The sequence below is a fragment of the Bacteroides difficilis genome, assembly GCF_048319815.1.
GTDB classification, from domain to species: domain Bacteria; phylum Bacteroidota; class Bacteroidia; order Bacteroidales; family Bacteroidaceae; genus Bacteroides; species Bacteroides zhangwenhongii.
The window spans coordinates 424,196-437,563 of the sequence record NZ_CP182814.1; the positions used below are offsets into that span (position 1 = coordinate 424,196).

At 39.8% G+C, this 13,368-nt stretch carries 10 protein-coding genes and 2 tRNA genes; all 12 read right to left on the reverse strand.

The genetic code is table 11. The features are described 5' to 3' along the window. Nucleotides 1–160: 160 nt before the first annotated feature. On the reverse strand, nt 161–1,132 hold the full coding sequence (locus ACNOGP_RS01670; RefSeq protein ID WP_143868959.1) for a FecR family protein: 972 nt from the start codon (nt 1,130–1,132) through the stop codon (nt 161–163). Between the two features lie 149 nt (nt 1,133–1,281). Then, the gene (locus ACNOGP_RS01675; protein ID WP_008997914.1) at nt 1,282–1,824 is read right to left on the reverse strand and encodes an RNA polymerase sigma-70 factor; all 543 of its coding nucleotides are present in this window, start codon (nt 1,822–1,824) and stop codon (nt 1,282–1,284) included. Nucleotides 1,825–2,083: 259 nt separating this feature from the next. After that, nucleotides 2,084–3,220 carry a DUF1735 and LamG domain-containing protein gene (locus tag ACNOGP_RS01680; RefSeq protein ID WP_418214723.1) on the reverse strand — a complete coding sequence of 379 codons (1,137 nt, stop codon included), beginning with the start codon at nt 3,218–3,220 and terminating at the stop codon, nt 2,084–2,086. A gap of 29 nt (nt 3,221–3,249) precedes the next feature. Beyond that, on the reverse strand, nt 3,250–4,383 hold the full coding sequence (locus ACNOGP_RS01685; protein ID WP_418213924.1) for a glycoside hydrolase family 18: 1,134 nt from the start codon (nt 4,381–4,383) through the stop codon (nt 3,250–3,252). 36 nt (nt 4,384–4,419) lie between these two features. Continuing rightward, complete coding sequence (locus ACNOGP_RS01690; protein WP_418213925.1) at nt 4,420–6,060, reverse strand: SusD/RagB family nutrient-binding outer membrane lipoprotein; 1,641 nt, start codon at nt 6,058–6,060, stop codon at nt 4,420–4,422. A 15-nt stretch (nt 6,061–6,075) separates the two neighbouring features. After that, the gene (locus ACNOGP_RS01695) at nt 6,076–9,399 is read right to left on the reverse strand and encodes a TonB-dependent receptor (protein ID WP_418213926.1); all 3,324 of its coding nucleotides are present in this window, start codon (nt 9,397–9,399) and stop codon (nt 6,076–6,078) included. A gap of 161 nt (nt 9,400–9,560) precedes the next feature. Next, nucleotides 9,561–10,547 (reverse strand): FecR family protein, encoded by a 987-nt coding sequence (locus ACNOGP_RS01700; RefSeq protein ID WP_195533179.1) that lies wholly within the window; start codon nt 10,545–10,547, stop codon nt 9,561–9,563. Between the two features lie 56 nt (nt 10,548–10,603). Beyond that, entirely contained in the window at nt 10,604–11,158 is a 555-nt protein-coding gene (locus tag ACNOGP_RS01705) for an RNA polymerase sigma-70 factor (protein ID WP_195533180.1), read from the reverse strand. Nucleotides 11,159–11,279: 121 nt separating this feature from the next. Further along, a tRNA-Leu gene (locus tag ACNOGP_RS01710) sits at nt 11,280–11,364 on the reverse strand. Between the two features lie 15 nt (nt 11,365–11,379). Further along, nucleotides 11,380–11,452: transfer RNA gene (locus ACNOGP_RS01715), tRNA-Gly, on the reverse strand. A gap of 94 nt (nt 11,453–11,546) precedes the next feature. Continuing rightward, entirely contained in the window at nt 11,547–12,887 is a 1,341-nt protein-coding gene (gene argH, locus ACNOGP_RS01720; protein ID WP_143868969.1) for an argininosuccinate lyase, read from the reverse strand. Between the two features lie 17 nt (nt 12,888–12,904). After that, nucleotides 12,905–13,315, reverse strand: a complete 411-nt coding sequence (locus tag ACNOGP_RS01725; RefSeq protein ID WP_186925809.1) for an SRPBCC family protein — start codon at nt 13,313–13,315, stop codon at nt 12,905–12,907. Nucleotides 13,316–13,368 lie beyond the last annotated feature (53 nt).

A 13,368-nucleotide genomic window follows, 5' to 3' on the forward strand; every position in this document is an offset into this window, starting at 1 on the left:
AAATTGGTAGTTATACTTGTCGGGAAACAAGTAGGTTCACAATTACTGAAGCTCATACGGGAGGATACGGCCAATATCATCCCGTATTTTTTTGGTTGCTAGGGATCTTTGTTTTTCATGGCAATAAGTTTTTGGGAATTAAGGTTTTTATCTTTTAGTACTAAATAAATATCTCTATCTTTATTTTCTCTTTACCGGCATCTGCGTTATTATTCAGATAACGCCAACGAACTTTCGAGGAGGCACTGATAAAGTTAAGTACCTGTTCCAGATTCCGGTTGGTAAATGTTCCGGAGAATGAGTCGTCACGAGGTACATTCTCCTGTATGACAAATTCGGCATTGTATCTATCTGCCAAGATATCCAGTGCATCCCGTAATGACGTTTGATGGAAAATGATTTTACCATCTTTCCATGAAAGTTCTCTCTCGCCGGAAGTCGTATAGAGCTCCGTCTTTCCATTATGAGAATAATAGACCAGCTTCTGTCCCGGAGCCATCACAATATACTGAGGTTGTTGACTGGCGTTGTTGAATTCGAAATTAACTTTCCCTTCAACTAAAGTAGTAACTACCTCATCTGCTTCTTTGTATGCCTTTACATTGAATTTTGTACCCAAAACTTTTATGGCAGACTGGTGAGCGGTAGAAACTATAAACTGTTTTTCCGGATTTTTCCGGACATCAAAATAGGCTTCTCCATCAAGTTCCACAGTACGTGTACGGGAAGAAAAATGGCTCGGGAAAGTCAATGTACTTTTTCCATTTACCCATACTGTAGTTCCGTCAGCAAGTGTCACCAATGTACGTTGTCCGGCTGGCACGTAAACTGTCTGCATTTCTATATCCTCTTTTTGGAGAATCTGTATCATTGCATAACTTAATCCGAAAGCTACGACAAACACTGCCGCAATCCGCAAGATTCGTTGTGTAACAGGATGCAATGAAATTGTTTTTTTTGTCTTCTTTGAGAATGCGCCTGTATCTTGCCAGATGAATGCATCATAACTCTTACGAAGAGAAATGAATTCTTTAAGATTGGCTGCATCTGCATCAATCCATGCAGCAACGTCTTCCTTTTCCTTTTGGGATGCCTTGCCTGCAATATATTTTAATAGTAATTCCTGATCCATACAATAAATAATTTATGAGTAATGAGAATAGGGGTATTATTCCCCTTTCATTAAGAATACCACTCACTAAAGAGATTCCCTAGTAAGAAATGTGATTTTTTTTGTTATTGCTTAAAAAAACAGCAAATAAGGAGGTCTTTTCCTTCCTTTCAGATGAAAAAGAAAAGGAATGGAGCATAATCTTTTAGATTATCACGCAGTATTTTAACTGCTCTGCTGATATGATATTCTACTCCTTTTACACTAATGCCCAGTTCTTCGGCTATTTCTTTATGGGATTTTCCATCCAGGCGATCGCGGATGAAAGCAGTACGAGTTTTTTCCGGCATACTCTCCAGTAATGCGTGCACTTTTGCCCGTAATTCTTCTGATAATATTTCCTTCGGGTCACAGGCTTCCAATGTTGATATACGAATCTCCAATTCACGCTGTCCCTTATCAAGCAAAGTTTGAAAAACATTCTCCTGTGCTTGTATATGTTTCAGGTAATTGAGTGATTTGCTGCGAATATAAGTAATTAAGATCGCTTCAACACTTGGGATTTCCCGTTCTTTACTTAGTTCCCATAAATGGATAATGGCTTCCGAAACAATATCTTCTGCTACTAAGTCATTATGGACATAGGACAAGGTAAATAGGAAGGCTTTCCTATAATAAGCAGTATATATCGAGTTGAAGTTGATTTGAGCCATTCGCCAGTATATCCATGAGTATTAAATGCTGCAAAGAAATATATTTTACTTATAACAAGAAAACTTTTTAGGAAAAATTTAAATTTGGCTAAAATACCTTTTCTTGTAAAGAAGAAAAAGAAATGCCCTGATATAATATGCACGCCAACATCAATAAAAGAAACCTGCTTACCAAAAGAATATTATCTTTTCAGTAAGCAGGCTTTCACTCATATTCAAAAATGCAAAGAGCAAAAACTCTCACAAATTTGTGTGTTCATCAATTGATAGCTATCGGAGCATCCAGCGTTTCAATACTAATTCCACTAGTAGTACCGTTTATACGTCCCGTAGCATCTTTTATAACTCCACTTTCTTGCGTTTCCGAACCATCCAATTTATAATAGAGTGACAGTCCTTCTGATTCTGGATCAACACCCAACATATTCTGCTTAAGTTGGTTTTCCGTACGAGCCACACTCCAAACACGAATTTCACTCATTTTACCTGATAACGGACGAGTTCCCCATTGGAAACCAGGAAGCATACCGATATTGAAACCAACATCTGCATTCGGATCAAAACCGTCAATACCCCAATCTGAACCAGCCCATTTCTCACCATTTACATAAATGCCTGTTTTTCCTGTCGGTTGATCATAAGTCAGCGCTACATGATACCAGCGATTTGTTTGTAGAGGTTTCGTTACATTATATTTCTGAGTTCCTGCAGCCTCCAAATAATTCTTATTAACCCCTGGTGCATCACCAATACGGAATATCATTATACCTTCAGTTCCCATAATTGTATTGTTGTTTCCAAAAGAGGTAACATAAATCAATGCTTCGTAAGTAAATGATGAGAAGAAAGTTCCAACTGGGAATTTTATTGAAATCCAATCATAATTAAATGCACCGACTTTAGTAATCTTTATCGGTTTAGAGAGAAGAAAAAATGCAATATCCGTTCCAGGAAGAGCTGGTACAGAAGTCGACTGCACTTGCACAGGTACAACATACGACTTTCCCTCTTTCAGTGTCTCTAATCCAGAAAGTTCCATTGCAACATCATCCGCATACAACTCTCCACTTGGAATGGAAGATGTTGTACTACTTAATTTTACATGCGACACATCGAACATTTCATAAGCAGTTCCATACTTCGCATTATATTCTTCCACTACGCTTGGATCAGCTATGGCATACGATACGTCTACTTCCGATGAAGTCTTTGTAGAAAGTCTTGAAGTCAAACTAAAAGTCAACATATCATTTACATCTTCCATCGGAAGATTATACTCCTTGCTTTCGAAGTAAACTTTAGGCTCCAACAAATCACTCTCACTATCGTTACAAGCCCCCATCAGCAATGCCATACCGCCTAGTATCAAATAATTGAATATATGTTTATTCATAATTCTTCAGTTTTACTAATTTACAAAATTACCTACTCTTGCGGCTTATTATCTTCTCCGCTTTGCTGAGCTTTCCATTCATTGAAAACCCTCTGATTGATTTGAATGGCCTGACGCATCCATTTATAATTTGGTCTATTGTCATAGTCATTATCCAAACGGTAAGCTCCTATTCCACCTTTATAGCCTTTTGACGGCATATGAGCTGCTTGCTCTATCAGTTTTCCTCCAGGTCGCCCCCCATCTGCAGCATACAATTCAAAGTCCGCTGTACAAATAATTTTTTTGGGGTCAACACCATAGCCTTCCAAATTAGGACGAGAAGAATTATAACTCTGTATAATCCAATAGTCGACATACTCATCCAATGCACGAGTAAGACCGGAAATTTCTCCATCAATACAGATCATTTTATGTCCTTTACCTTCTGGATCACTCTTTGGTCCAATATAGTTATTCATCTCCTTAACCAAATGAATCAAATGTTGATTATCACTCAATGTCCCATCCATATCAAATACACCAGAACCAATTTCCCAGTCAATATCATAACCATCCCATTCGTTTGCGTCTAAAGAATCACAAAGGGCTTTGGCAAACTTAGCCAAACATTCATAATGATTTTCACTATCGAAATCTCCCTCAAATCCCCAAAAATCCCAGCGAGCTTTTACTTTTGCAGCCTCTATTTTATCCTCCGACCAGCCTTCATCCTCTCCCTGCTTTTCCACCTCAGTATATACCCATCCCGGAGTTGCTCCTTTTCCTATATATGACAGTAGGCTCACTTGCAACAACTTTGTACCTTTTACCTTTTGCACAAACTCTTTATCAGCCTTTTGTTCAGGTGTGATCTCATAGCGTCCTGGAGCACCACTCCACATGGATACAAAGTCCATGCTATCGGGCATAGCAGAAAGATATCCTCTTCGATAAGCTCCGGCAGGAGACCAATTGGAGTACCATCCGAAAGCTACAGGACGATTGTAATTCCAAGCAGTCGCTTTATAGGCACGCAGATTGGCATAATATTCCTCACTCTCTGCATTATTCATAGTAGCATATCCTCCGATATGCTCTATTTCTATATTTTCCACATCTGTGCAAGAAGTAATCATCATGCCCATCAGTGGAACTATATATAACAACTTTATTAATGATTTCATATTCTTCATTTGTATTAAAATAATAAATATAGGTTATCACTTACAATCCCACCACAAACGAGTAGAAGACATATCTTCACCGCCTGCACCGTTATTGAACAACTTCAAGGCTGCTTCATAAATCCCCTTTCCTTCAGTGGTCTGATAGAAACTAGTAGGATAAATCATACGACGAATACCGCTTGCAATAGTTGCACCTTGCGACGTTCCGCGCAAATCTTTAATAGGATTCAATTTCGGATATCCGGTTCTTCTCCATTCTGTCCAAGCTTCCTGTCCGTTAGGGAACAAAGCAATCCATTTCTGAATCATAATCTTTTCCAACTTATCCTCCGATGTCCCTTCAAACTTAACAGTAGTCGAACACGGAGCAGCAACAGAATATCCATATATACCGCCAAGGTTATAATTCTTCGGAGACAAGCCTGAATTCATATAAGCATCTACAGAAGTAGTCACCCCATTCTCTTGAAAAGACATATCAATCCCCTGCTTATACAATACATCAGGATTACTTCCAAATTCACCTCCCCAAACTAAAGCTGCTTCTGCACGTAAAAAATAGACTTCCGACGCACGTAACCAATATGTAGGAGTCCCACTTTGAATATTGGGTTTTGAACACGATTCATAAACTGAATTCATTCCAAAAGTATGTCCAGCCGGCACAGCCTGATATTCATTTCCGTCAAAAGCTTCAACACCATAATCACAGTCATCACTCACCGGCAAGAAATAGGCACTTAAGCGTGGGTCCTCATATCCCATTAAATAAGAGAACATAGAAGAGCCCATACGTGCTTCTTTGTAATTTCCAGCCAACCATTCAATGTTATTGCGGAAAGTCATGCCTGCCCCTTGGCTCATCTGAGCTGCATCATCTTTAGCTGTCATTACACCAATAGGGTGCTGCAATGCCTGAGAAGCATACTTTTTCGCAGATTCCTCATTGGCAAAACGGATACGCATAGCCAAACGAAGCATTAACGAATTGGCATACTTCACCCATTTAGTAGCATCTCCAGCGTATACCGCATCATAGGCTCCCATCACATTCACCCCATTTTCAGCTTTTTCTGTCAATACGGCAATGGCGGCAGTCAAATCCTGAAACATTGCTTCATAGACATCTTTCTCCGAATCAAACGGGATATTCATAGTAGCATCAGCTGCATGCGAATAAGGCATCGGTCCGAAACTTTCAAGGGTCTTGTGCCAAGCGGAAATTTTCAAAATCTGAGCTAAAGCGAAAACTTCGGGTGTATCATTTTTCTCGGCAGCCATCTTCAACCTTTTCCAAGGATCGAGTGCATTAGTATAAGAATGTGTATAAGTGGCATTTACCCAGCTATCAAGCAAGTAATAAGTAGTATTATTACTACCTGAGTTCCACCCACTACTATTGTTCTCACCGAAGAATCCGCTCCAATTATCTCCAGACAAATGATAAGCAATCTGATATTCATTAATAACGTCTGTATCATCAGCCTGTGTACCCACAGGAATCACCGTTCGTTGCATAGCTGTAATCAAGCCGCCCACTTCAAAACCGTCCATTGCGCCTTCTCCCTCTGCCATTTCAAACTGATTGGTATTGATCTCCTCAAAATTGCATGAGGCAAACAGCGACATGACACATATTCCAGCTAAAAGTTTAAATTGATTTATCTTTTTCATAATAAAGATGGTCTGTTATAATTTAAATTTGATACCAAAACCAAAGCTACGAACGCTTGGTTGCATAAAATAGTCATTACCCTGTCCGTAAGTGCTAGTAGATGGAGTCAGTTCGGGATCGAACGGAGCCTCACAATACAACATCCAAGGATTGTTGGCAATAAATGATACTGTTACATCTTTCAGCACATTGCCAAACCACTTATTAGGCATAGTGTAACTTAAAGTGAGTTCTTGTAAACGGATATTAGTGGCACTATATACATAATAACCGGAAGTTTCATAATTACCCGTACCTATCATCTGATAATAAGTCTTTGCATCTACCAAACCTTGTCCTTTCAATAAGGCACCTCCTGCTTCACGAGCTTCAGCTGAACGTTTAGATACACCGAAACGATCGAGTAAAGCTTCCGTAGAAGAAGTTACAACGCCACCAAAACGTCCGTTGATTTGGAATCCGAGTCCAAAACCTTTGTAGGTCAACATATTATTCCATCCCATATTGAAATCCGGAGAAGTTTTTCCTAAGAAAACAGGGTCACCTCTCTCCATTCCAAATGTGCCGTCACTACCCACTTCTACATATCCAAGATAGTCTTTTTTAAAGAATGTATTGGCATAAATATCATGGATACTTCCACCTTCTTTCAAGATGACACGACCACCGTCTTTCAATACTTCCGGAATATTAATCGGAGTTTCCATCAAATCCGTATGATAGTTCTCGACCATCTCCTTGATTTCGTTAATATTACGTGAGAATGTCAATGTTGAAGAAATTCCAAGTCCACATTTAAACTGATCGGAATAGCTTAATGAAGCCTCCCAACCACGATTTTCCACATTACCAGCCTGCAAATAGATCTGCTTGTATCCGGTAAATTCGGGAAGATCACCCAAGAAGGTCTGATTGTATGTATTAGAATGATAGTAAGTTACCTCCGCACTTAATTTATTCCACAATTTCAGACTTAATCCAAATTCGTATGACTTTGTACGCTCCGCCTTAAAATCAGTAAACGGATAGATACCGGTAGGATCCAATGCACCACCCACAATAGGGGTAGTCACCGTACCCGGAGTCAGTCCCGAACGGGATACAGGCGCACCGACTTCCGTATATGAACCGCGAACTTTCAGGTAAGAGATAAATTCGGGCAATTTGACCATCTCAGAGATAATTCCGGACAAACCGATAGAGGGATAGAAGAAAGATTCTTCATCGGTATTCACCAAACGTGAATTCCAGTCATTACGTCCGGTCAGTGTCAAATAAAGCATGCTTTTCCAACCGAGTTCCAAATTGGCAAAAACAGCATGATTACGTACACGACTATCACCGCCCTTTTCTGAGATACGACCATTAGCCGGATCGATATTGGAAGCCGCAAATTTATTGGGAACCCCTAATAATGTGCCTTTGTATCCTCTATCCAATGCCCAATAGTTAGAATAGTTCCAACCCGCATTGGCAGCAATACTGAAATCAGCTATATGCTTATTGACGTTCAACATAAAGTCGGCATATTCCTGACGGTCTTCATAGTTATTGTATCCATACAGTCCTTTTGTTCCTTCTGCAAATTTCTGATCGGATGAAGCGTAGATCTTACGTTCAAACAATACATGCGTGTCATCCATTCTGAAACGAGCTGCCGCATTCAACCAATCGGTAATATTATAAGTCAACCCTACGTTGAACATATAACGGCTCTTTTCATTAGTAGCTACATTACGATAAGCAGTCCAATAAGGATTCTGTGAAGCATATACCGCATCGGATATCGGCCAATATTGAACCGGAAGCTGACGGCTCTCATCGAAACGTTCAAATGTTTTTATTTCCTCAAAGTTTTCACCACGAGGGAACAAATAGGCGGCCATCACCGGATTCCAATATTGTCCTTGCGATACCATATTCTTGTCTTTCTGTTTCACATACGACGCACCTAAGTCGAGTTGTAATTTATCATTAAGGAAAGTTGCCGTATTACGGATTGTGAAATTCAAACGTTCATATTCATTATTAGGCACAATACCTTTGGAATTGGTAGAAGAAACAGAAGCAAAAGTCTGATTCGATTTCGTACCTGTGGTCAACGTAACCGAATTAATAAAGTTTGTTCCGGTATTAAAGAAATCCTTCTTAGGATCATAACTTGTAGGAGTCAGCAGTTTTTCACCCCAGCTTTCATACATATCTTTTTTGTTACCATACGTATTTTGAAACTCAGGAGTCATATAAGCTTTGCTGAATTCTGAAGAAGAGGAGAACTGCACTGAAAGTTTTCCTTCTTTTCCTTTTTTAGTGGTAATCAAAATTACACCGTTGGCGGCACTACTACCATACAGCGCAGCAGCCGAAGGTCCGCTCAAAACAGACAGACTTTCAATATCTTCGGGATTGAAGTCGGCAATTCCTTCCGTTCCGGCCTTACCTTCACCCATAATGCCACTGTCGGTATTGCCCATATTGGTATTGAACAAAGGAATACCATCCACCACATACAAAGCATTGTTATCACCTTCGATAGATTTTGCACCACGCATCACTACGCGAGTAGCACCACCGACTCCACTAGCGCTTTTGTTAATACTCACTCCGGCTATCTTACCGTTCAGCGAGTTTACGAAGTTAGCATCTTTTACCGTAGTCAAAGCATCTCCCTTGACTTGTTGTACATTGTAAGACAACGCCTTTTCTGCGCGTTTGATACCTAATGCCGTCACAACAACTTCATCGAGCACTTCGGTATCCTGCTTCATTACAACCGGATAAAAATCTTTCTTGGAGACAGGAATTGTCTGTGTAGCATATCCGATATAAGATACTTTGAGATTCGATTTTTCTGCCGCTTTGATCGTAAAGTTACCATCGAAATCGGTAATCGTACCTGTTGAACTACCATCCACAGATATATTTACTCCAATCAACGGTTCACCGCTTTCATCGGTAACCTTTCCTGTGATATTTTTAAGGGTTTGCGTAACTACAGGCTTCTTTTCAGTTATTATGATGTAGTTACCTTGAATCTGGAATGAAAAGCCTGTCCCTTTTAAGATGGTATCGAGTGCGGTTTCGAGGGATGCATTCTGCAAGTTTAACTGGGCTATTACTTTTCCTTTTAATTCGGAATCACTATAATTTATAGACTTTTTGGACTGTTTTTCCACAGTCTTTAAGGCATCAATGACAGTGATGTTCTTTTGCTGGATAGTTATTTTACTATCATTTTGAGCTAAAGCGAAAGTCTGTATAAGAATAAGACTTAAAAAAGTGAGAAAGACCCGCTTATGAGCTATTTTTTCTGCTATTTTTTCGTAGATTTGTAGCATCTTTAGTATTAGTTAATTGGTTATTATTCTAGGATCATTCAGAATAGCGTCAATATTACGCTAATATTAAAAGAGATTGATTTCATATCCGGGAGGAACGGCCATTCCTTCCGGGTATTTTTTTGCATTACGTATTAAATTTAAAAGGTTCTACAATATATTTATTCTTTACTAGTTACATAGCACTTATTTCCCTTGATAACATAGTTTACATTTCCTACAACTTGCGATATAATCCTCATAACTTCCTCCAGATTCGCCTGCTTGGGGAAGCGGAAACTATATGTATTTTTTTTCAGACTATGAAGGCTATATACAAAGGCATAAGGAAATTTGCGCTCAAGACTTGTAAAAATATCCTCCAGATGCATATTACTAAAAACCAGTTCCCCACGTTGCCATGCCGTCACATCATCTATCTCAGGCATCCGCAGATTGTGAGCTTTCGTATGTTTGTCATATACCAACTGTTCATTAGGCTTTAAAATAATATTGGACAGCAAGTTATTGAATTCAACTTTCACACTACCTTCCAGCAAGGTAGCAATCAGTTCGCTGTTTTCCGGATAAGCATTTACATTAAATTCAGTACCTAAAGCAGTAACTTGATAATCATTGGCTTTGACAACAAAAGGATGTTTCTTATCCGGATGTACTTTAAAATTAGCTTCTCCAATCAAATACACGCTTCGCGTCTTTCCATCAAACCGCTCCGGATATAACAGCGTGCTTTTGGAATTCAGCATAACGCGGGTACCGTCCGGCAAAGTGAGTTCATGAATCTCCGCTGTCGGTATATAACATTCTACCAGGTCTTTTTCCAAATGCTCTCTCCCTAACATCAAATAGACCGATACAGATGAAATAGCAAATAAAAGAATAGCAGCAACTCTCCATATAATCAACTGATAATTACCAGTTGATTTAGCAGGCTGAATTCCTACACTCTGCTGTATCCGCCGGATTGACTGTTGCATTCCGTCCGGCATTTCCTTCTCACCAACTTGTTCCCAAAGCACACGAAGCGCTTCTCGCTTTTCGGCAGCATGCTCTTCGTCGGCCAGCCATTGTTGCACTTTCTTTCGTGTAACGGCTGAATAATCGTTATGCCCGAATAGTTCTACAAGTTGTTGAACATAATTTTTCATGAATCTTCTTCTTTCTTTTTTGGCTTTATACACTAAATACAACCGCCTCGCAAATACTACTTAAAAATATTTGAGAAAAAGATAAATAAGAGCAGAATTTTCTTCAAATCTATTAAAGCTAAATATACTTGATGTTCTATTGTACGAATGGAAACTTCCAATTTGTCGGCTATTTCTTTATGGCTCAACCCTCTAAAACGACTAAGTTCAAATATCATCCTCCGACGCTTCGGCATCTTCTCTAAAGTGAGCTGAACAATCATAAGCATCTCTTTATAATAGACATTATTCAAGACTTCCTCTTTCTCCGTCAACTCATAGAGAAGAGTCTTTTCCATAATTTCCTCTTGATAATCCTGCTCTACCTGCTGATGCTTAAAGATATTCAGAACAATATTCCTAGTCATTATGAAGATATAGTTATCCAGCTCCTTGTCATTGTCCAACCACAATTCCGGCTGTAACCAGAGTTTACAGAAAACATCTTGTGCCACATCCTCTGCTTCAGTTTCCGACTTAAGCAGCATTTGGGCAAAGTTCTTTACTTTAGGGAAGTTAGCAATAAAGAACCTCTGAAACTTTAATTCAATCTGCTTATCGTTATTTTCCATATCTCTAGTATTTTTTCAGCGTTAACGGTAAAGTCAAATTAGCCGTACATAGTACACCCATAAAAACAAAAAAGGCTTCATGAATCTATATTCATAAAGCCTTTCAAAAAAAGAATACTCGTACTCGAAGCGGGACTTGAACCCGCACAGCCGCAATGGCCAAGGGATTTTAAGTCCCTCGTGTCTACCGATTCCACCATTCGAGCATCCTTTCAAAGAAGAGCGGAAAACGAGACTCGAACTCGCGACCCTAACCTTGGCAAGGTTATGCTCTACCAACTGAGCTATTTCCGCATTTTTTCAACGGGTGCAAAGATAAGTAGTTTACTTGTTTCTGCCAAATCTTTTCGGAGGAAAGTTTAAAAAAACTATCCTCCGAAAGTTCATTTTATCTTCCAAGCAGCGCTTTCTCTGCTCTATCCATCCCGCAAAAGTTGAATCCATCGACCACTTGCTGCATCAATGCAGAGATCTCTGTATTGCACAAATTGCCTATACTTCCTTCATGTGTATGATGTACTTCCTTACTATGCGAGAATTTACCTGCTTCAATATCCAGACCGACCTTTTTGTATGCATCGCGGAAAGGCATACCTTCGCGTGCCAAACGGTTCACTTCTTCCACACTGAAAATGAGCAGATATTTGTCATCATCCAAGATATGTTCATTTACCTTAATCTCGTTCATGATGTAAGTTGTCATCTGCAAACAGTCTTTCAATTCCTGGAAAGCCGGAAGAAAGACCTCTTTTATAATCTGCAAGTCACGGAAATAACCGGAAGGCAGATTGTTGGCAATCATCATGATTTGTTGGGGAAGCGATTGCAACTTATTACATTTGGCACGTGTCAATTCAAACACGTCCGGATTCTTCTTATGAGGCATAATACTGGAACCCGTAGTACAATCATCGGGCAACTTCACAAATCCGAAGTTCTGGCTGTTGAACATACAAGCGTCAAAAGCTAATTTGGAGATTGTTCCGGCAATCGTGGCCAACGCAAACGCAACATTACGTTCCATCTTGCCACGTCCCATCTGGGCATATACCACATTATAATTCATAGAGTCAAAACCGAGCAACTCAGTTGTCATCGTCCGGTTCAACGGAAACGAAGAACCATATCCGGCAGCAGAACCTAACGGATTACGGTTGCACATCTTAAATGCAGCCTGCAGAAACAGCATATCATCCACCAGGCTTTCGGCGTAAGCACCGAACCATAGTCCGAAAGAAGAGGGCATGGCAATCTGCAGATGTGTATATCCCGGCATTAAAACATTTTTATAACGTTCGCTCTGGCGAATCAATACATGGAAAAGTTGTTCTACCGCTTCGGCTATTTCTCTGATTTGCGTGCGGGTAAAGAGCTTAAGATCCAACAGCACCTGGTCGTTACGCGAACGGCCGCTATGAATTTTCTTTCCTATATCTCCCAGACGACGAGTCAGCATCAACTCCACCTGCGAATGTACGTCTTCCACACCGTCTTCTATCACGAATTCACCTTTCTCCGCTGAAGCATAAATATTTTTCAGTTCAGCCAGCAACTGCTCCAGTTCTTCTTTCGTCAGCAAACCGATACTTTCGAGCATTGTGATGTGCGCCATAGAGCCGAGCACATCATGCTTGGCCAGATAAAGATCCATTTCACGATCGCGTCCCACCGTAAAGCGTTCAATATCCTTATTTACCTGCACGGATTTCTCCCAAAGTTTCTGTGCCATACCAATTAATACTTGAATTAATAATTTATAATCGACAGCATTTCAACCATCTTCTCCAAACCTTCCTGGAGGGGTTTCTGCACCATCGCTTTCATAAACGGATTGATATCCATCCCGATAGTAACCTTTATTTTGCATTCTTCCTCACCGGTCGCCACTAATTGAATCCACATATTAAAAGGAAGCGGTGAATTGGTTGTCTCCAACTTCACACATTTAGAAGGTTCACGTTCAACGATTTGCAGTGTCAGCTTTCCAACAGGAGAAACACTAAAACTCAATGTATCCGAATCAAAACTCAAATCCTGCACCTTATCTTGTGGCAAACGGTCTTTAATGGCTTCCAGATTACTCAAATCCGAAAGCTTGTTATACACCCGTTCCTGACTGTAAGGTATCACCTTGACACTACTCTCAAATTTAGTCATAATATTCTATTTGTATAAAAACAAAAAAAGAACTATCCGGGCAAATATTGTCC

What these genes read in the sequence shown, in the direction of transcription:
- ACNOGP_RS01700 (WP_195533179.1), bottom strand. Translation starts at nt 10,547, where the DNA reads ATGAAAAATTATGTTCAACAACTTGTAGAACTATTCGGGCATAACGAT.
- ACNOGP_RS01675 (WP_008997914.1), bottom strand. Translation starts at nt 1,824, where the DNA reads ATGGCTCAAATCAACTTCAACTCGATATATACTGCTTATTATAGGAAA.
- ACNOGP_RS01695 (WP_418213926.1), bottom strand. Translation starts at nt 9,399, where the DNA reads ATGCTACAAATCTACGAAAAAATAGCAGAAAAAATAGCTCATAAGCGG.
- ACNOGP_RS01705 (WP_195533180.1), bottom strand. Translation starts at nt 11,158, where the DNA reads ATGGAAAATAACGATAAGCAGATTGAATTAAAGTTTCAGAGGTTCTTT.
- argH (WP_143868969.1), bottom strand. Translation starts at nt 12,887, where the DNA reads ATGGCACAGAAACTTTGGGAGAAATCCGTGCAGGTAAATAAGGATATT.
- ACNOGP_RS01685 (WP_418213924.1), bottom strand. Translation starts at nt 4,383, where the DNA reads ATGAAATCATTAATAAAGTTGTTATATATAGTTCCACTGATGGGCATG.
- ACNOGP_RS01725 (WP_186925809.1), bottom strand. Translation starts at nt 13,315, where the DNA reads ATGACTAAATTTGAGAGTAGTGTCAAGGTGATACCTTACAGTCAGGAA.
- ACNOGP_RS01670 (WP_143868959.1), bottom strand. Translation starts at nt 1,132, where the DNA reads ATGGATCAGGAATTACTATTAAAATATATTGCAGGCAAGGCATCCCAA.
- ACNOGP_RS01690 (WP_418213925.1), bottom strand. Translation starts at nt 6,060, where the DNA reads ATGAAAAAGATAAATCAATTTAAACTTTTAGCTGGAATATGTGTCATG.